This window comes from Stenotrophomonas sp. YAU14A_MKIMI4_1 (assembly GCF_003086855.1).
Classification (GTDB): domain Bacteria; phylum Pseudomonadota; class Gammaproteobacteria; order Xanthomonadales; family Xanthomonadaceae; genus Stenotrophomonas.
The window spans coordinates 3,827,931-3,846,171 of record NZ_CP025998.1; the positions used below are offsets into that span (position 1 = coordinate 3,827,931).

16 protein-coding genes are annotated in these 18,241 nt (G+C 67.2%); 7 read left to right on the top strand and 9 right to left on the bottom strand.

Annotated elements, in window-relative coordinates; all coding sequences use genetic code 11:
- Window positions 1-50 precede the first annotated feature (50 nt).
- Together C1931_RS17275 and C1931_RS17280 are read right to left on the bottom strand one after the other, a co-directional pair.
- Window positions 51-1,178 carry an NAD(P)-dependent alcohol dehydrogenase gene (locus C1931_RS17275; protein WP_108757205.1) on the bottom strand — a complete coding sequence of 376 codons (1,128 nt, stop codon included), beginning with the start codon at window positions 1,176-1,178 and terminating at the stop codon, window positions 51-53.
- 18 nt (window positions 1,179-1,196) lie between these two features.
- Window positions 1,197-2,663 (bottom strand): benzaldehyde dehydrogenase, encoded by a 1,467-nt coding sequence (locus tag C1931_RS17280; protein WP_108757206.1) that lies wholly within the window; start codon window positions 2,661-2,663, stop codon window positions 1,197-1,199.
- 195 nt (window positions 2,664-2,858) lie between these two features.
- Here C1931_RS17280 and C1931_RS17285 point away from each other — a divergent pair, with 195 nt between their 5' ends.
- Window positions 2,859-3,425: a DUF1415 domain-containing protein gene (locus tag C1931_RS17285; RefSeq protein ID WP_108754208.1), complete on the top strand. Its 567-nt coding sequence runs from the start codon at window positions 2,859-2,861 to the stop codon at window positions 3,423-3,425.
- Window positions 3,422-4,225: an SDR family oxidoreductase gene (locus tag C1931_RS17290; RefSeq protein ID WP_108757207.1), complete on the top strand. Its 804-nt coding sequence runs from the start codon at window positions 3,422-3,424 to the stop codon at window positions 4,223-4,225. The genes C1931_RS17285 and C1931_RS17290 overlap by 4 nt, the downstream gene beginning before the upstream one ends.
- Window positions 4,226-4,682: 457 nt before the next feature.
- Here C1931_RS17290 and C1931_RS17295 read toward each other — a convergent pair whose 3' ends face one another.
- Window positions 4,683-6,713 carry a M3 family metallopeptidase gene (locus C1931_RS17295; RefSeq protein ID WP_108757208.1) on the bottom strand — a complete coding sequence of 677 codons (2,031 nt, stop codon included), beginning with the start codon at window positions 6,711-6,713 and terminating at the stop codon, window positions 4,683-4,685.
- A 217-nt stretch (window positions 6,714-6,930) separates the two neighbouring features.
- Here C1931_RS17295 and C1931_RS17300 point away from each other — a divergent pair, with 217 nt between their 5' ends.
- Window positions 6,931-7,290, top strand: a complete 360-nt coding sequence (locus tag C1931_RS17300) for a hypothetical protein (protein WP_233615042.1) — start codon at window positions 6,931-6,933, stop codon at window positions 7,288-7,290.
- A gap of 132 nt (window positions 7,291-7,422) precedes the next feature.
- Here the strand turns inward: C1931_RS17300 and C1931_RS17305 are convergent, their stop codons facing one another.
- Window positions 7,423-8,535 carry a PLP-dependent cysteine synthase family protein gene (locus tag C1931_RS17305; RefSeq protein ID WP_108754212.1) on the bottom strand — a complete coding sequence of 371 codons (1,113 nt, stop codon included), beginning with the start codon at window positions 8,533-8,535 and terminating at the stop codon, window positions 7,423-7,425.
- A 124-nt stretch (window positions 8,536-8,659) separates the two neighbouring features.
- On the opposite strand from C1931_RS17305, the gene gloA reads away from it, so the two are divergent.
- From gloA to C1931_RS17320, 3 genes are all read left to right on the top strand, one after another.
- On the top strand, window positions 8,660-9,178 hold the full coding sequence (gloA, locus tag C1931_RS17310) for a lactoylglutathione lyase (protein WP_108754213.1): 519 nt from the start codon (window positions 8,660-8,662) through the stop codon (window positions 9,176-9,178).
- Between the two features lie 141 nt (window positions 9,179-9,319).
- On the top strand, window positions 9,320-9,748 hold the full coding sequence (locus tag C1931_RS17315; RefSeq protein WP_108754214.1) for a VOC family protein: 429 nt from the start codon (window positions 9,320-9,322) through the stop codon (window positions 9,746-9,748).
- Between the two features lie 88 nt (window positions 9,749-9,836).
- Entirely contained in the window at window positions 9,837-10,667 is an 831-nt protein-coding gene (locus C1931_RS17320) for a prolyl oligopeptidase family serine peptidase (protein WP_108757210.1), read from the top strand.
- Between the two features lie 166 nt (window positions 10,668-10,833).
- Here C1931_RS17320 and C1931_RS17325 read toward each other — a convergent pair whose 3' ends face one another.
- The 5 genes from C1931_RS17325 to C1931_RS17345 all read right to left on the bottom strand — a co-directional run bounded on the left by C1931_RS17325 (window position 10,834) and on the right by C1931_RS17345 (window position 17,594).
- Window positions 10,834-11,265, bottom strand: a complete 432-nt coding sequence (locus C1931_RS17325) for a CBS domain-containing protein (protein ID WP_108750461.1) — start codon at window positions 11,263-11,265, stop codon at window positions 10,834-10,836.
- Between the two features lie 366 nt (window positions 11,266-11,631).
- Entirely contained in the window at window positions 11,632-12,591 is a 960-nt protein-coding gene (locus tag C1931_RS17330) for a pectinesterase family protein (protein ID WP_108757211.1), read from the bottom strand.
- 27 nt (window positions 12,592-12,618) lie between these two features.
- Window positions 12,619-15,360 carry a TonB-dependent receptor gene (locus C1931_RS17335; RefSeq protein ID WP_108757212.1) on the bottom strand — a complete coding sequence of 914 codons (2,742 nt, stop codon included), beginning with the start codon at window positions 15,358-15,360 and terminating at the stop codon, window positions 12,619-12,621.
- A gap of 138 nt (window positions 15,361-15,498) precedes the next feature.
- The gene (gene yddG, locus C1931_RS17340) at window positions 15,499-16,491 is read right to left on the bottom strand and encodes an aromatic amino acid DMT transporter YddG (RefSeq protein WP_199912371.1); all 993 of its coding nucleotides are present in this window, start codon (window positions 16,489-16,491) and stop codon (window positions 15,499-15,501) included.
- A 212-nt stretch (window positions 16,492-16,703) separates the two neighbouring features.
- Window positions 16,704-17,594, bottom strand: coding sequence for a LysR family transcriptional regulator (locus tag C1931_RS17345; RefSeq protein WP_108757214.1), 891 nt, complete (start codon window positions 17,592-17,594; stop codon window positions 16,704-16,706).
- Window positions 17,595-17,695: 101 nt separating this feature from the next.
- Here C1931_RS17345 and C1931_RS17350 point away from each other — a divergent pair, with 101 nt between their 5' ends.
- Complete coding sequence (locus tag C1931_RS17350) at window positions 17,696-18,220, top strand: SRPBCC domain-containing protein (protein WP_199912372.1); 525 nt, start codon at window positions 17,696-17,698, stop codon at window positions 18,218-18,220.
- The last annotated feature ends 21 nt before the right edge of the window (window positions 18,221-18,241 follow it).

Sequence of the window (18,241 nt, forward strand, 5' to 3'; positions counted from 1 at the left end):
AAACGGATCCGACCCCTTGCTCGTTCCCCGCAACCGGACCCACCCCACCCTTACGCGGCAATACGCAGGATCGGCTTCAACGTAATGCCCTTGGTGCTGTCCTCGGCCGCCTGGTTGATCTGCTCAAGCGGATAGAACTTCACCAGCTTGTCGAACGGGAACCGGCCCTGCTGGTACAGCGTCACCAGCTGCGGAATGAATACCTGCGGCACGCTGTCACCTTCCACGATGCCGCGGATGCTGCGCCCGCCCAGCAGCAGGTTATTCACATCGAAACTGGCCGTGGTACCCAGCTTCGGCGCGCCCACCACACCCATCATGCCCAGCCCACCCAGCGCCTCGATGCCGGCCGACAGCACTTCCGGGCGACCGGTGGATTCCAGCGCGTAATCCGCACCACCACCGGTGATCGCGCGCACCGCCTCGATCACGTCGGTCTCGCGGCTGTTCACCACGTGGGTGGCGCCCAGTTCCAGCGCCAGTTCCAACCGCGAAGACACCACATCAATGGCGATGATGGTGGTCGCGCCGGCCACCTTGGCCGCCATCACCGCACTCAGGCCGACCGCACCGGCACCATAGCTGGCGAAGCTGCTGCCCGAACGCACCTGCAGCGAATTGAGCACCGCACCGGCACCGGTCTGGATGCCGCAGCCCAGCGGGCCCAGCAGTTCCAGCGGCGCATCGTCGGGCACCTTGATGGCATTGATCTCGCGCGCGATGGCAAACGTCGCGAACGAGGACTGCGCGAAGAAATGATCGTGCAACGGCTGCCCCTGCGCATCGGTGATGGCGGTATGGCCGTGGCCATCATCGCCGCCGAAGTTGAGCCCGAAGAAATCCTTGCAGTAGGCACCATGGCCGCCGCGGCAGGGATTGCAGTGGCCGCAGGCGCCGTAGGTCAGCACCACGTGGTCGCCCACCTTCAGGTCACGCACATTCGGGCCCACGGCTTCGACGATGCCCGCGCCTTCGTGGCCCAGCACCGCCGGCAACGGCACCGGGTAGTACTGGTCGCGCACGATCAGGTCGGTGTGGCACAGACCGGTGGCCACCACCTTCACCAGCACTTCGTCGTCCTGTGGACCGCGCAGGTGCGCCTGCTCGATCACGAAGGGTTGTTCCTTGCCGCGCACGACGGCCGCGGTGATGTCACGGCCTGCAGTAGTGTTGCTCATCGCGATGTTCCTCCTGGATCAGATCGGGTAGGCGGGCGCTTCGCCCTTGACGGTCATCCACTGCCACTGGGTGAACTCTTCCCAGTTGGCCGGGCCGCCGATGCTGGTGCCGTTGCCGGACGCACCCACGCCGCCGAAGGGATTGATCACTTCGTCATTCACCGTCTGGTCGTTGATGTGCAGCAGGCCGGTGCGCAGGCGCTCGCCCAGCTTCAGCGCGCGGCCCACGTTGCTGGACACGATGGCCATCGACAGGCCGTACTCGCTGTCGTTGGCCAGCTGCACCGCATGGTCGTCATCGTCGAACGGCACCACCACCGCCACCGGCGCGAAGATTTCTTCGTTGAACGCCGGGTTGTCGGCGGCCACGTTGCCCAGCACGGTGGGGGCGAAGAACAGGTCCTGATGGGTGCCACCGGCTTCCAGCGTGGCACCGGCCTGCACTGCATCGGCCACCACGCGCGCAGCATGGTCGCGCTGGGTGGCGTTGATCAGCGGCCCGATGGCCACGTCTTCGCGTGCCGGGTCGCCCACCTTCAGCGACTTCGCCTTGGCCACCAGTTTTTCCAGGAAGGCAGCGTGGATCTTCCGATGCACCAGCACGCGGCCGGTGGCCATGCAGATCTGGCCCTGGTGCAGGTACACGCCCCAGGCGGTGTTGGCCACGGCCAGATCCAGATCGGCATCGTCCAGGATGATCAGCGAATTCTTGCCGCCCAGCTCCAGCGACACCTTCTTCAGGTGCTTGCCGGCCGCTTCGCCCACCTTGCGGCCGGCCGCGGTGGAACCGGTGAACTGGATCATTGCCACGTGCGGGTCGCTGGTCAGCGCGGCACCGGCGGCACCATCACCGGGCAGCATGTGCAGCACGCCAGCGGGCAGACCGGCCTGCTCGAACAGGCGTGCGATGACCGCGCCACCGCAGACCGCCGTGCGCGGATCGGGCTTGAGCACCACCGCATTGCCCAGCGCGATGGCCGGGGCCACCGCGCGCATGGCCAGGTACAGCGGGAAATTGAACGGCGAAATGACCCCGACCACGCCCAGCGGGCGGCGCCGCGCCAGGCTCAGCCGGCCCGGTTCGGAAGGCAGGATTTCGCCGGTGCTGCGCGAGGGCAGCGCGGCCGCTTCGTGCAGCGCCTTGATGGTCACCTTGGCCTCGAAGCCGGCCTTCAGGCGGGTCGAGCCGCTTTCGCGCACCAGCCAGTCCACCAGCGTGTCGATGTTGTCTTCGGCCAAGCGTGCGGCCTGGCGCAGCACCTGCGCGCGCTGTTCGTAGGGCGCGGCGGCCCAGTCGCGCTGTGCCTGCGCGGCGGCCGCGGCCGAACGTGCCACCTGCGCGGCATCGGCCAGGCCCACCTGGCCCAGCGTCTGGCCGGTGGCCGGTTCAAGCACCGGCTGCTGCTGCGCGGCGGCGCGCCACTGGCCGTCGAAGAAAGCACCGGACCAGAGATCGGCCGGCAGCCACGGGGAAGATGCAGTCATGTTGGGTCCTCCAGTTACGTGGGGCCATTGCACGCCTTTCACTGCCGGGGCGGCAATCGGCCATTGGCTGTGCGCGGCCAGGTGATTGAATGCACACGGCTTTCCAGCATCGCCGCTGTCCAGTTCGTGGACAGTGAACAGCGCGGCGGTGACCGCACGCCTACAATGGCGGCCCCGCCAGCCGATGTGCCCGCCATGACCGATACCGCCCTGCCCACCGACGACCCGATCGCCGCCACCCGCCTGTGGCTGGAGCGCATCGTGATCGGCCTGAACCTGTGCCCGTTCGCCAAGGCCGTGTACGTGAAGGACCAGGTGCGTTTCGTGCTGAGCGATGCCACCACGCCGGAAGCGCTGGTGGAGCAGTTGGCCGAAGAGCTGGTGCTGCTGCGCGACACCCCGGCCGAACAGATCGACACCACGCTGATCGTGCATCCGCAGGTGCTGGTGGACTTCCTGGACTACAACGATTTCCTCGACAACGCCGACGCGGCGATCGAGGCACTGGACCTGCAGGGCATCCTGCAGGTGGCCAGCTTCCACCCGGATTACCAGTTCGACGGCGTGGCCGCTGACGATGCCAGCAACTACACCAACCGGGCCCCCTTCCCCACCCTGCACCTGCTGCGCGAAGACAGCGTGGCGCGCGCGGTGGACGCCTTCCCGGACCCGGACGTGATCGTGGAGCGCAACATCCAGACCCTGGACCGCATTGGCGTGGACGGCTGGTACCGCCGCCTGCGCGGGGAAGACCTGTCGTGAGCGCGGCACCACCAATCGCCCCGTGGCCTGCGGCGCCCCTGCTGGGCAAGGTGGTGCTGGTCACCGGCGGTGCCAACGGCATTGGCCGCGGCATCGCCCAGGCGGTGCTGGGCGCCGGCGGCCGCGTGCTGATCGGCGATCTGGACACCGAGGCGGGCCAGGCCTGTCTGGACGAATGGCAGCGCGGCGATGATGCCGCGTTCCAGCGTCTGGACATTGCCTACGAAGGCAGCGTGCGCGAGTTCATGGCCGTGGCGCAGCAGCGCTTCGGCCGCATCGATGGCCTGGTGAACAACGCCGGCATCGCCGGACCGCATGGCACCACCCTGGAAAACATGGAGTGGGACGAATGGCAACGGCGGCTGTCGTCGCTGCATGGCGCGTTCCTGTGCTGCAAGCATGCGCTGCCGGCACTGGCGGCCAGTGGCGCAGGCGCGGTGATCAACATCGCCTCCACCCGTGCCTGGCAGTCCGAAGCGCACAGCGAAGCCTACGCCGCCGCCAAGGGTGGGCTGGTGGCCTTCACCCATGCACTGGCCATCAGTGCCGGGCCGGCGGTTCGGGTGAACAGCATCAGCCCGGGCTGGATCGGCACCAGTGCCTGGCAGGCGCCGTCGCGCCGCTACGCGCCGGACTATTCGCCCAGCGACCACGCCCAACACCCGGTCGGCCGCGTGGGCCAGCCCGAAGACATCGGCGCGCTGGCGGTGTACCTGCTGTCCTCGCTGTCCGGCTTCAGCACCGGCCAGGATTTCATCGTGGACGGCGGCATGACCCGGAAGATGATCTACACCGAGTAGAGCACCGCTGCTCGGTAGGTGCGGACCTTGGTCCGCACCATTGCCAGCAAGTGCCAACCAAGGTTGGCACCTACCACAGCACCACCGCTTGAAGGTTGGCACCCACCGCAGCACCACCGCTCTTCGGTAGGTGCGGACCTTGGTCCGCACAAATGCCAGACAGTGCCAACCAAGGTTGGCACCTACCACAGCACCACCGCTTTAAGGTTGGCACCCGCCGCAGCACCACCGCTGCTCGGTAGGTGCGGACCTTGGTCCGCACGATTGCCAGCAAGTGCCAACCAAGGTTGGCACCTACCACAGCACCACCGCTTGAAGGTTGGCACCCACCGCAGCACCACCGCTCTTCGGTAGGTGCGGACCTTGGTCCGCACAAATGCCGGACAGTGCCAACCAAGGTTGGCACCTACCACGGCATCACCGCTTCAAGGTTGGCACCCACCACAGCACCACCGTGTTACGCCATGCCCGAATGCCGCAGCAGCGCGTCGATCTGCGGTGCGCGGCCGCGGAAGGCCTTGAAGTTCTCCGCTGCGGCACGGCTGCCGCCGCGCGAAAGAATCTCGTCGCGGAAACGCGCACCGGTTTCGGCCAGTGCCTGCGGCGCTTCTTCGAAGGCCGCATACGCATCGGCACTCAGCACTTCGGCCCATTTGTAGCTGTAATAGCCCGCCGCATAGCCACCGGCGAAGATATGGCTGAACTGGTGCGGGAAGCGATTCCACACCGGCGGATGGTTCACCGCCACTTCCGCGCGCACGCGATCCAGCAACGCCAGCACGCTGTCCTGCGCCGGTTCGAACTGGCTGTGCAGCAGCATGTCGAACAGGCCGAATTCAAGCTGGCGCACGGTCGCCATGCCGCTATGGAAGTTACGCGCGGCCAGCATGCGCTCGTACAGCGCGCGCGGCAGCGGCTCGCCACTGTCCACGTGCGCGGTCATCGCCTGCAGGTGGTCCCATTCCCAGCAGAAGTTCTCCATGAACTGGCTGGGCAGCTCGACCGCGTCCCATTCCACGCCGTTGATGCCGGCCACGCCCAGTTCGCCGATGCGGGTCAGAAGCTGGTGCAGGCCATGGCCCATTTCATGGAACAGGGTGGTGACTTCGTTGTGGCTGAAGGTGGCCGGCTTGCCGTCGGCACCGCGACCGAAGTTGCACACCAGGTAGACCAGCGGCGTCTGCACGCTGCCATCGGCGCGTACGCGGCGGTTGCGGCAGTCGTCCATCCACGCGCCACCGCGCTTTCCTTCGCGCGCGTACAGATCCAGGTAGAACTGGCCCACCAGCGCGCCCTGCGCATCCACCAGCCGGAAGAAGCGCACATCGTCGTGCCACATCGGTGCGCTGTCAGGCTGCACGCGCAGGCCGTACAGCTGCTCGATCACCGCGAACAGGCCAGCCAGCACCTTCGGCTCGGTGAAGTACTGCTTCACCTGCTGCTCGGAATAGCTGTAGCGCGCCTGCTTCAGACGGTCGGCGGCGAACGCCAGGTCCCAGGCCTGCAGCGGTGCGATGCCCAGCTGTTCGCTGGCGAACTGTTCCAGTTCGGCGCGATCCTGTGCGGCGAACGGCTTGGCACGCACGGCCAGGTCACGCAGGAAGCCCAGCACTTCGGCCGGGTCCTGCGCCATCTTGGTGGCCACCGAATAGTCGCCGTACGAGGCGAAGCCCAGCAGCGCCGCCAGCTCGCCGCGCAGGGCCAGGATGCGGTCGATGTTGCCGCTGTTGTCCAGCGCGTCATCGCCGAATTCCGAGGCGCGCTGCGCGCTGGCGCGGTACAGGATCTCGCGCAGGTCGCGGTCTTCGCCCCAGGTCTGCACCGGCAGATAGCACGGCATCTGCAGGGTCAGCTTCCAGCCATCGTGGCCGTCCTTCTGTGCGGCCGCACGCGCGGCGGCCTTCACGTCGTCGGGCACACCGGCCAGGCGCGCTTCGTCGTCCACCACCAGCGACCAGGCGTCGGTGGCATCGAGCACGTTCTGCGAGAACTTCGCCGACAGTGCCGACAGCTCCTCCTTGATTGCGGCGAAGCGCTGCTGCGCGGCCGGCTCCAGTTCGGCACCGCCCAGGCGGAAATCACGCAGGGTGTTGTCCAGCACCTTGCGCTGGGCCACATCGAAGTGCGCCGCTTCGGCGCTGGCGGCCAGGGCCTGGTACTGGCGGAACAGCGCCAGGTTCTGGCCCAGCGCACTGGCGAAGCGGGTCACCCGCGGCAGGTTGCTGTTGTAGGCCTCGCGCAGCTCAGGGGTGTTCACCACGCCCTGCAGATGGCTGACCAGGCCCCAGGCACGCCACAGGCGCTCGGTGGCATCGTCCAGCGGGGTTACGAAGGTCTGCCAGGTGACCGGCTGCACCTGCTCGGCCGCGCTGACCGCCGCCTCGGCCTGGGCCAGCAGCACATCCAGCGCCGGTGCCACGTGCTCGGGGCGGATCGCCTCGAAACGCGGCAGGCCGGAAAAATCGAGCAGAGGGTTGGCTTCGGTCACGGCAGATCTCCAGGGGGACAGGCCCGGCGCGCGGGCATCACCGTCGATATGGCGCTGGCAGCGGCAGCAGACAAGGGGGCGGCGCACCGGGCATTCACACCGGCCTTACGGCACCGCGCCGAAGCTGGCCGCGCGGGGGAGACCGCAGCGGTACGTACCGACGAGGCCCCACATGGAAGGTCTGGCTCCAGCCCCAACCGCAGCACCGGGCCGGTCGATGGCCCTGACGGCCAGTGCCAACGAACTGGCCTGGATCGCCGCGTTGTGCGACGCCGGCGACGATGCGCCGCGCCATCTTGCCCAGTTGCAGGCCGTGCAGCAGCAGGGCGGTCGATTGAACGAGACCCAGGAGTGGTACCCGTTCGAGGTGATCGAACGGGGCGCCAGCCACCTGCATCCCGGGCATGAGCGCGAGTTCGTGATCTGCGTGCTGCTGTGGCTGCAGGCACTGGCCCAGGGCCGGGCCAGCAGCCTGGACCCGCACCTGCACCTGGATGACCGCGCGATGGATATCGAGGCGCTGCCCGATGCACTGCGCGATGCGGTGCTGGATGCGTTCATGGCGGCGGGGTATTGAGACGCCATCGCGACCGCCGGGCATGGCCGGGCGCTATCTTGACCACCGCTTCGCTCGCCGGGCATGGCCCGGCGCTACCGTGCCACCCACCGTGGTAGCGCCGGGCCATGCCCGGCGGATGAGGTCGCTGCGTTACAGCGCTTCCAGGCTGCAGCATGCCAGCTCGGGCAGCCCCTGCCCGGCCACGGCGGCGGCCAGCTGTGCATCGGCGCCGTCCACATCGATGCCCTGCTTCAGGTACCACTCGGGGTTGTAATAGCTGTGCGCGTAGCGCTCGCCGGCATCGCACAGGATGCTGACGATGCTGCCGCTGCGCCCGGCCGCCCGCATCCACTGCGCGGCCTGCAGCACGCCGATGAAATTGGTGCCGGTGGAACCGCCCACGCGGCGCCCCAGCTGGCGGCTGACATGGCGCATGGCGGCCAGGCTCAGCGCGTCGGGCACCTTCACCATCGCATCCACGCTGGTCGGAATGAAGCTGGGTTCCACCCGCGGCCGGCCAATGCCTTCCACCCGCGAACCGCCGCTGCAGGTCAGCCCGCGCCAGTCCTGTTCACCGGCCACGGCCGCCTGGTAGCCGGCGTAGAACACCGAGACTTCCGGGTCGGCGCACAGGATGCGCGTGTCGTGGCGGCGGTAGCTGACATAACGGCCCAGGGTGGCGGCGGTGCCGCCGGTGCCCGGGCTGCACACGATCCAGTCCGGCACCGGGCTGGGCTCTTCGGCCATCTGCTTGAAGATGGATTCGGCGATGTTGTTGTTCGCACGCCAGTCGGTGGCGCGCTCGGCGTAGGTGAACTGGTCCATGAAGTGGCCGCCGGTTTCGCGGGCCAGGCGTTCGGATTCGCAGTTCAGGTCGCAGGCACGCTCGACCAGGTGGCAGCGCCCACCATGGAATTCGATGGCCGCGATCTTTTCCGGCGACGTGCTGGCCGGAATGACCGCCACGAACGGCAGCCCCAGCAGGCGCGCGAAGTACGCTTCGGACACCGCGGTGGAGCCGCTGGAGGCCTCGATCACCGGCCGCCCTTCACGCAGCCAGCCGTTGGCCAGCGCATACAGGAACAGCGAGCGCGCCAGCCGGTGCTTCAGGCTGCCGGTGGGGTGGCTCGACTCGTCCTTCAGATAGACATCGATCCCGGCAAACCCGGGCAGCGCCAGCGGGATCAGATGGGTATCGGCGGAGCGGTTGAAATCGGCTTCGATCTTGCGGATGGCGGCAGCCACCCATTCACGCTGCGACATGGCGGAGAGTCGTTGTCAGGACGGAACGGTGCGATCCGTCCATTGTATGTCGCAATCAGCACGGTGGGCGCCCGTTAGAATGGTCCATCCGGCCGTTCCCGGCCCTGTCTGAAGGACTTCCCCCATGACCCTTGCCGCCCTGCGCGACGTTCCCGGCGTGGCTGCCCAGGCCCCGGCCGAAACCCACGGCTTCGTGTTCAACCACACCATGCTGCGGGTGAAGGACATCACCGCCTCGCTGGACTTCTACACCCGCGTGCTGGGTTACCAGCTGATCGACAAGCGCGATTTCGCCGAAGCCCAGTTCAGCCTGTACTTCCTGGCCTACGTGCCGGCCGGCGTGACCGTGCCGGAGGACGATGCCACCCGCCGGGTGTGGATGGCCGGCCTGCCGGGCGTGCTGGAACTGACCCACAACCACGGCACGGAAAGCCAGGACGGCCCGGTCTACCACGACGGCAACAGCGACCCGCGCGGCTTCGGCCACCTGTGCGTGTCGGTGCCGGCCCTGGAAGCGGCCTGCCAGCGCTTCGAGGATCTGGGCGTACCGTTCCAGAAGCGCCTGACCGACGGCCGCATGAAGAACATCGCATTCATCAAGGACCCGGACGGCTACTGGGTCGAGATCATCGCCAATACCTGATCCAAAAGAAGGTATCGTTCCGGTAGCGCCGGGCCATGCCCGGCGGCCGCCTCCGGGCTTCACGGCACCGGAAGCAGACCGCGCCAAGCGCTCGCCGGGCACGGCCCGGCGCTACCAACGAGCCACTTTGATGAGGTGCGTATGGAAACAATGGAGCTGCACCGCGGCCGCCTGATCGACCACCTGCAACTGGTGGTGCGCGACCTGGCCGCCAGCCGCCGCTTCTACCAGGCGGTGTTCGACACGATCGGCATTCCGGTGGCCGGCGAAGGCCCGGACTATTTCTGGGCCGACGAACTGTTCATTTCCACCGCCAGCAGCGGGGCCGCCGCCGGCCAGCTGACCGGCCGCCACCATCTGGCGTTCCAGGCCCGTGATGCGGCCACCGTCGATGCCTTCCACCGCGCCGCCCTGGCCGCTGGCGGCACCGACAACGGCGCCCCCGGCGAGCGCCCCTACCACCCCGGCTACTACGGCGCCTTCGTGCTCGACCCCGATGGCAACAATATCGAAGTGGTCTACCACGGCCCGGCCCGCTACAGCGCCGACTCGGTGAAAGTCACCTTCTGAACCCAGCGACGAAGGGGATCGCGTCGCTCTACCTCAGTGGGACGGAAGCGAGTTGATCCCCGCCGTCCCTGTCTGCAAGGAGCGTGCAATGAGGATGTGGTTGTCGTGCCTGTTGCTGTGGGCCCTGCTGGGCCAGAACGCCGCTGCGCAATCGCGCTGTACCGATACACCACGCGGCCTGCTGACTCCCGCGCGGGTGACCTGCACGCACCAGACCGCGTGGATCGATTCGGGCGTGGTCGGCCAGCGCCGGGTGACCTACCAGCTGCCGCTGGGCACACCGCCGACACATGGCTGGCCGGTAGTGCTGGTCTACCAGGGCTCGTTCTTCCCGCTGCAGAATTTCGACTACCGCAGCAACCAGCCGTTTGGCGGCTATTACGAAGGCAAGCTGATCCAGACCCTGCTCGACCACGGTTACGCGGTGGTGGCACCGGCCGCGCCGGCCGATCTGTTCTGGCAGACCAATGTGCCGGGCCTGAGTGCGGCCTACGAGCTGGGCACCGATTACGATTTCCTCAGCAACGTCTTCGATGCGATTGCCGCCGGCCAGTTCGGCCCGCTCGACCCGCTGCGGCGCTACGCCACCGGCATTTCCAGTGGCGGCTACAACACCAGCCGCATGGCCGTATCGTTCCCGGGCGAGTTCCGCGCGCTGGCCATCCAGTCCGGCTCGTACGCCACCTGCAGCGGGCCGCTGTGCGATGTGCCGGCGGTGCTGCCGTCCGACCATCCGCCCACCTTGTTCCTGCAAGGATTCGTCGACACGGTGGTGCCGTGGTGGACCACCAACCGCTACTTCAACCGCCTGCAGGACCAGGGCCTGGAAACGGCGCTCTACACCGAACCGCTTGGCGGGCATGAATGGTTCGCCAGTTCACCGGCGCGCATATTGGCCTGGTTCGACGCACATCCGTAAGGCGCAGATCGCAGGCTAGACGCCCGTTGCACTTGTCATCGTGCGTACCGGTAGCGCCGGGCCATGCCCGGCGGACCGGAACATCGGAACGTCTGCGTTGTTGCAGCTTTTCCGCTGTACGAATACCTGCTGCGCGCCGGGGCCGACGCCGGCGCGCACACGGCACTCAGTGTGCCGCCATGTAGATGTCCTGCAGCACAGCCTTTTCCAGCTCCAGCTCGCCCAGCAGGTTCTTCACGATATCGCCCAGGCTGAGGATGCCGACCAGGGTGTTGCCTTCGGTCACCATCAGGTGGCGGCGGCGCGAGTACGTCATCAGCGACATGGCCTGCTTCAGCGTGGCGTCCGGCGCAATGCCTTCCAGGCCGGTGGACGGCAGCGTGGAAATGACCCGGCGGCCGGCCTGCGGACCGTCGTCGGCCAGCACGCGCACGATGTCCTTTTCGGAAATGATGCCCACCGGGGCACCGTCCTTGACCACGACCAACGCGGCGATACGGTTCGCGCTCATCTTGTGCGCGGCGGCACCGATCGTGTCTTCGGCGTCGATGGTGATGACAGCTTCTTTCTTCGATTGCAGGAGTTCGCGGACGTTCATTCTTGTTTCCTGGTGCAGGTCACTGAAGTCAAAAAGTGTGCTCTTCCGAATCGCCCCCTCCCCGGGAACAGACCTTTCAGCGCACGTCTGGCGCATGCCACCTGCCGGTGGAATCAGTGGGCAGGTAGCGTGCTGCAACGCGATCGAAACCGAACGCTGCAGCAGCAGCGAAGGCCCCGGTCGATTCGATTCTACGACTGCTCTGTGCGGCCACTACCGGCACCGGTGGGACAGTTCGTCGTGGAACCTGTCGACGATTCCGAGAATCGCACCCGCGCTGAAACCGGCGCTGAATACAGCCGTCGGCCAACGCTAAAGTTGGCGCCGCGCCGGCCGACGCACGCGCAGCCGCCCGACCCTGCAAAGTCAGGGGAACGGGCGCCAGCTGCCCAGCACCGCCTCGGTGCTGTACTGCGCCGCCTCATCGCCCGACAGATGGTGCGACCACGGCACGCGTTCCTCGGGCGAGGCACCGGGCCCGGTGCTGCCGAACTCACCGTAGTAAGTGGTACGTTCGGCATCGGGCTTGTCCCAGTTATGCCACCCGGCCTGCACGATGTGCGGGCCCAGGTTGGACTGCAGGAACACCGTGCGCGCGAACGGCCGCCACGGCCTGCCCAGGTAGGTGGTGCCGGCACCTTCGCCACGCAGCAGCGCACGCCGGAACACGTAACCGAAGCGCTGGCCTTCCGGCGTGGATGCAGCAGTCACCCAGCCCAGCCGACCCTTGGACACGATCGTGCAGTCATCGAACAACGCGGTGGCCGCGCCGAAGATGAAGTCCACCGTGCCTTCGATATAGCAGTCCTTGAAATGCAGCACGCTGCCTTCGTGGGTGTACAGCGTGTCCTGGTTGCCAAGCAGGCGCACGTTGCGGAAGCCACCGCGCGGCGGCGCCGCATAAAGTGCCAAGGCTTGGCCGACATTGCCGGCCGTATTCTCGATGGTCAGGTCTTCGGCGATGAACTCATCGCCGTACACATAGACCGTGGCCGAGCCACTGGTGCGCATCGCCTTGCCGGTGGCCGGGTCAATCAGGTCGGCGTAGTTGTTCCAGCTGATGATCGAGGCGCCTGCACCCGCTCCGCGCAGGGTGACCCGGCTCTTCTCCTTGGGCACTTTCACTACGCCGCGGTACAGGCCTTCGCGCAGCACGATCACCTGGCGCGTGCGGTTGCCATCGGGCACCGCATCAATGGCGGCCTGCACGCTGCGGTAGTCGCCGCTGCCATCGGCGGCCACCACCCAGTCACGGGCAGTGGCCGGCAGGCTGGCACACAGCAGCAGCACCGCCAGGGGAAGGAAACGACGGCATGGTTTGCGCATGTTGGCTCCTGCTGGACGTGGCAACGGTCAGAACTTGTAGCGCAGGCCGACCAGGTATTCGCGCCCGGTCTGGGTGTAGGTCAGCGGCAGCTTCCACGCCGTCGTGCCCACCCATTCGTTGCTGGTTTCGTTGGTCAAGTTGATCGCTTCCAGGCTGATTTCCAGCTGGTCATCAATCTTCCAGCTGATCGAGGCATCCACCGTGTCCACCGCATCCATGCCGTGGAAGCTGAAGCCCTGCACGCTGGCCGGCACCTGCGTGTAGTAGCCATCGCGGTGGGTGTAGGACACGCGCGCGCCCAGCTTCTCGCCTTCGTAGAACAGCGTGCTGTTGTACGCATTCTTCGACAGCCCGGTCAGATCGGTCTTCAGCGATGCCGCACCGGTGGAGGTGAGGTACTGGATCTGCGAATCCACCCAGGTGTAGTTCAACTGCAGGCCCAGGTTGCTCCAGCGCCCGGGCAGGAAGCTGAAGGGCTGCACGTAGTTGAACTCGGCGCCCTTCAGGTCACCGCCGGGCGTGTTCAACGGGCGGGTGAAGGTGAAGTCCTCGTTGGGCGATACGCCGGTGCCGTCCAGCAGACTGGCCGGCAGGCCGCTGGCGGTGAACGGCATGACCGTGCTGGTGCCCTGCACGAAGCTTTCGATGTCCTTGTGGAACAACGCCAACCCCAGCAGACCGCCTTCCTGGAAGTACCACTCCACGCCCAGATCCAGCGTGCGCGCACGGATCGGGTCCAGGTTGGGGTTGCCGCCGTTTACGTAGCGGTGACCGCTGGACAGGCTGAGCGTGGTGCCCGGCGTGAGCGATGACAGCCCCGGCCGCGCCATCACCTTGGCCGCACCAAAGCGCAGCATCACGTCGGGGCCCAGCTCGGCCACCAGGTTCAGCGAGGGCAGCGTATCGGTGTAGTCGCGCGAGACATGGGTCAGCACCATCGCACCGTCCACGGTGGAATAGCCGGTGGACGACTGGGTGGTCTTCACCCGGCGCACGCCCACGTTGCCCGACACCGGCACGCTGCCGATATCGAAGCCGAACTCACCCATCAGCCAGGCACCGCGGTCGCGCTCTTCCACGCTGCGGCGCGTGGCGTTGCGTTCGTACAGCTGGTAGATGCCCTGCCCGCTGTAGATGCCCAGCAGCTGCGACAGCGCGGCAAGATCCGGCACGGCCCAGGCGTCGGGCGAACCGGCCACGCCGCCCAGGCGCGCGATGTCCACCATGGCCGCCGGCACGGTGTAGCTGCCATCGGCGAAGGCCGGCACCACCGTCTCGCTCCGCCGGCGGTATTCGCTGGTGTCGAACTGGTAGTCCTTGGCCAGCAGACCGCCCTTCAGGGTGAACGACGGCCCGAAGTTCCAGCTGAAATCCAGCGCGGCGGTGTCGAAGGTATTGGTGGCGTACTGCGGGCGCAGGCGCACTTCGGCCAGGGTCCAGCCACTGGCGTCGGTAGGATCGATGCCGTAGTTGAAGGTCGGGTGGGTGACGCTGTCGCGGAAATCGTAGCTGTAGCCGGCCACGTTGGCCTTGTCCATGATCAACGTGGTCTGCACCGGGTTGGCGTGCCTGGAACTGGAATGCCCGGCCAGCAGGTTGATCTTGAACGCATCGCTGAAGCGGTGTTCGCCGCTGAGCGAGACCTGCTTGAACTCGGTGCTCCATTCGTCGCGGCGCTGTTCCGAGCGCACGCCGGCGCCATCGAACACGCCGTACAGCAGCGCGCCGGAGGTCGGATCGATGTAGCCATCGCGCAGCAGCATGTTCTGCTTCTGCGCCGAATAGGCAAACGAGATCGCTTCGATGTACTTCTCGCTGCGCACGGTATCGATCTTCGAATACAGCGCATCCAACGCGAACTCGGTGTTGTCGGTCGGCTTCCACTGCAGCGCGGCGGTCACGCCCAGGCGCTTCTGGTCGTGTTCCAACAGCGTGTAGCGCGGGAAGTACGGGTGCCACACGCCATCGGCCAGGCCGGCGGTGAACGGCGACGCCGGATTGAAGCCGCCATTGCTGCTGGCGCTGTACCAGCGCCCGGTGTTACTGCCTTCTTCGCGCACCTGGCGCTCGGAATAGGCCACCGACAGCAGGCCACCGAAGCGGCCATCGGCCCAGGTATCGGCAATCAGCGCGGCCGCGCGCGGGCTGGCCTTGTTCGACAGATCGTTGAAGCTGCCCTGCCCGCTGGCAGCGAAGGTGAAGCCGTCGTAGTCGAACGGACGCGCGGTGCGCAGGTCCACCGTGGCGCCCAGCGAACCCTCTTCCACGTCGGCCGAGGCGGTCTTGCGCACGATCAGCTGCGAGAACAGGTCCGAGGCGAACACGTTGAAGTCGAAGCCGCGGCTGCGGTTGGTGCCGCCGGACTGGTCCGAGCCGCCCACGGTGGTCAGCGCTTCCAGGCCATTGATGCGCACGCGGGTGAAATCCGGGCCCAGCCCGCGCACGGAAATGTTGCGGCCTTCGCCGGCGTCGCGGGTGATGGTCACCCCGGGAATGCGCTGCAGCGATTCGGCCAGGTTCAGATCGGGGAAGTTGGCGATGTCCTCGGCCACGATCGCATCGACCATGCCCTTTTCAGAGCGCTTGATGTCCAGCGCCTTTTCCACGCTGGCGCGATAGCCGGTCACGGTCACCGCATCCAGGTCGGTGGGGTTGGCGCCGCTGTCCTGCGCGGCGGCCGGGCCGGCCAGGGCCAGCATCACGGCGCTGGCCAGCGCGCTGGCGACGAAGGTAACCGGTGTCTTTTTGCGATTCAGCCTGTGCGTCATGAAAATCCCTTGCAATCACTGCTACTGGCGGTCGTAGGTGCGCATCAGTCGATGACACCGGGGGACAGGCAACGTAACAGTGTCATCCGGCTGAAACATCGTGCGGCGCAACACGGCGCCACAGGCAGCCAAGGGATATCAGGCGGTATGTGCGGCCGGCGGCGCCGGCGGTGGCAGCGCGCGCGGCGGGCGGGTGGCCCACCAGCACAGCAGGGAACCGGCGGTCACGCAGGCCACCCCACGTACGAAGCCCATGCCCGGCTGCAGCGACAGCCACAGGCTGCTCCACAGCACCGACAGCACCGGCGCGAAGTAGGAAAAGATCGCCATCGAGGTGACGTTGCCGTGCTGCAGGCCGTGGTTCCAGCAGCCATAGGCGGTGGCGGTCAGCAGGCCGAACACCGCCACCTGGGCCAGCCCGCCCCAGTGCAGGTGCAGCGGCGGCGCATCGCCCAGCAGGTACTTCAGCCACAGCACGACCGCGGTGGCGGCCATGAACAGCGGTACCGCATTGCGGGTGCCGCCGATGCGCTTGGTCACCAGCGAATAGGTAGCCCACATGCAGGCCGCGCCCAGTGCCAGCGCATAGGCCAGCGGGTTGCTGCGCAGGTTGCCCCACAGCACCGCCGGCGACCACGCGCCCTCGCCGGTCACCACCATCACCACGCCCAGCAGGCACAGCACCGTGGCCGGCAGCAGCAGCCAGTTGCCGCGCTGCATGCGGGTCAACACCGTCAGCAGCACGGTCAGGCACGGCCACAGGTAATTGATCATCACCAGTTCCAGCGCCTGCCCACGGTGGTGGGCCAGGCCGATGGACAGCGACAGCGACGCCTCGGTACCGATGAACAACGCACCGCCCAGCAGCAGGTAACGTCGCGGCAGCTGCGATGGCCGCGGCATGCCCAGCATCAACGCGGAAAAGAACGCAGCAGCGGTGAAGATCAGTGCGGCGCCACCGGTGGCACCGAAGATCTCGCTGATCGTGCGCAGCATGCCCAGCGTGGGGCTCCACAGCAGCACGGCACTGGCGCCGATCAGGGTAGGAAGATGGGGGGACGCAGAAGCGCGCAGCGCGCGGAAGCCGTACATGGGGGCGACGACAACAAGGGCAGTTCGGTTGAAAGGCACGCGCCCGCCTGCGCCCGGCCCCGACAACGGGACAGGCAGGACAGGGGGACAGGTGAGTCCTGGGAAGTACGCTGGTCCGTAGCGACGTCCCCGGAATGCCCCGGCACTGTGCGTTGCAGGGGAAAACGGCGGGAGGCGGGTTACAGCAGCCGACTGGCCGAAGCGGATTGTACGCCTTCGATGTTGCGCCGCAATAGAACCCTGTTCAGGCGCTACGTGGCGCGGTCGCGGCGGAAGCGCGGCAGCCCGCGCAGGCGCTCCACCAGCCACTGCGCCGCGCCCGACAACGGCCACTCCGCACGGTGGATCAGCCACAGCGTATCGCGCACCGGATCGCCACATTCCACCGTATCGATCAGCGCCGGCTGCGCGAACGATTCGCGTGCGTGGCGCGGAATGACAGTGAAGCCCAGGCCGCGCGACACCGGCTCCAGGATCAGCGCGACCTGGTTGGTGAAGCCGTGCACCGGCAGCGTGCCCACCCCGGGGTTGCCCGGGAAGCGCCGCGACAACAGGCGGGTAGCCATCGCTCGTCCATCGGGGTGGTCGATGAAGCCCAGCCGCTGCAGATCTGCCCAGTCTTCGGCCTGCGCACCGGCAGGCACCACCAGTTCCAGCACTTCCTCGGTGAAGGCCGAGGCGGCCACGCGCGGGTCGTCCGGCTTCAGCGTCACCAGGCCCAGTTCGTACTGTTTGTTCACCACGGCCTGCAGCGCTTCCGGGTCGGGCGCGAAGCGGTGGCGGATCACCAGCCCGGGGTGATTGCGCTGGTAGTCCAGCAGGATGGGATACAGCGCCAGGCCCACGCTGCCGGGGCTGATCAGGCTCACCTCACCCTGGTCTGAAACCGTCTGCGACAGGCTCGCTCGCAAGCGCCCGTGCGCGCGCTCCATGTCCTGGATGAAGGCCAGCAAGGCGGTGCCCGCCGGGGTCAGCTCGACCTGCCGCGGCCGGCGGATCAACAGCGGCCCCAGTTCGTCTTCCAGGTGGCGTACGTGCTGGCTCACCGCGGCCTGGGTCAGGCCGAGCTGCTGCGCCGCACGGGTGAAGCCCCCGTGGGCGACCACGGCCGCGAACGAGCGCAGCCACTGCGGATTATGCATAAGCAGATTTTATCCACGGGATAAGTCGCCATTAGACCACCTATGGGCATGGGCCACCTACGCTTGTAAGGCCCTCTTTCCCTTCCCTGCACCACTCCCCCATGAAAATGAACGCCATCCACTGGCCCGACGGCTACCTGCCGGGCCTGACCGACAACTTTGTCTCCAACGAAGTCATCGTCGCCGGCCTGACCGCCGCCGACCTCTGGCCGCTGCTGGCCACCCCGGCGCACTGGCCGACCTACTACGCCAACTCGGCCAACGTGCGCTTCCACGATGGCCGTGGCCCGGTGCTGGCAGCCGGCGACCGCTTTTACTTCGAAACCTTCGGCTTCCCGGTCGAAGCCCGCTGCACCGAATACGTTGCGCCCACCGCCGGCGCGCCGGGCCGGGTGGCGTGGCACGGCTGGGCCGGCGAGGAAGGCGCCGCCGATCGGCTGGATGTCCACCATGCCTGGCTGGTGGAAGACCTGGACGCTGGCCGCGTGCGCATCCTCACCCAGGAAACCCAGAACGGCGCACCGGCCAAGGCGCTGCAGGCGGCCAAGCCCAACCCGATGATCAACGGCCACCAGGACTGGCTGGACGGTCTGGTCGGCGCTGCCCGCGCCCTTCCGCCGCGCTGATCCCATCGCTCCCCGCCCGTT

What these genes read in the sequence shown, in the direction of transcription:
- C1931_RS17275 (WP_108757205.1), bottom strand. Translation starts at nt 1,178, where the DNA reads ATGAGCAACACTACTGCAGGCCGTGACATCACCGCGGCCGTCGTGCGC.
- C1931_RS17280 (WP_108757206.1), bottom strand. Translation starts at nt 2,663, where the DNA reads ATGACTGCATCTTCCCCGTGGCTGCCGGCCGATCTCTGGTCCGGTGCT.
- C1931_RS17285 (WP_108754208.1), top strand. Translation starts at nt 2,859, where the DNA reads ATGACCGATACCGCCCTGCCCACCGACGACCCGATCGCCGCCACCCGC.
- C1931_RS17300 (WP_233615042.1), top strand. Translation starts at nt 6,931, where the DNA reads ATGGCCCTGACGGCCAGTGCCAACGAACTGGCCTGGATCGCCGCGTTG.
- C1931_RS17305 (WP_108754212.1), bottom strand. Translation starts at nt 8,535, where the DNA reads ATGTCGCAGCGTGAATGGGTGGCTGCCGCCATCCGCAAGATCGAAGCC.
- gloA (WP_108754213.1), top strand. Translation starts at nt 8,660, where the DNA reads ATGACCCTTGCCGCCCTGCGCGACGTTCCCGGCGTGGCTGCCCAGGCC.
- C1931_RS17315 (WP_108754214.1), top strand. Translation starts at nt 9,320, where the DNA reads ATGGAAACAATGGAGCTGCACCGCGGCCGCCTGATCGACCACCTGCAA.
- C1931_RS17320 (WP_108757210.1), top strand. Translation starts at nt 9,837, where the DNA reads ATGAGGATGTGGTTGTCGTGCCTGTTGCTGTGGGCCCTGCTGGGCCAG.
- C1931_RS17325 (WP_108750461.1), bottom strand. Translation starts at nt 11,265, where the DNA reads ATGAACGTCCGCGAACTCCTGCAATCGAAGAAAGAAGCTGTCATCACC.
- C1931_RS17330 (WP_108757211.1), bottom strand. Translation starts at nt 12,591, where the DNA reads ATGCGCAAACCATGCCGTCGTTTCCTTCCCCTGGCGGTGCTGCTGCTG.
- C1931_RS17335 (WP_108757212.1), bottom strand. Translation starts at nt 15,360, where the DNA reads ATGACGCACAGGCTGAATCGCAAAAAGACACCGGTTACCTTCGTCGCC.
- C1931_RS17345 (WP_108757214.1), bottom strand. Translation starts at nt 17,594, where the DNA reads ATGCATAATCCGCAGTGGCTGCGCTCGTTCGCGGCCGTGGTCGCCCAC.
- C1931_RS17350 (WP_199912372.1), top strand. Translation starts at nt 17,696, where the DNA reads ATGAAAATGAACGCCATCCACTGGCCCGACGGCTACCTGCCGGGCCTG.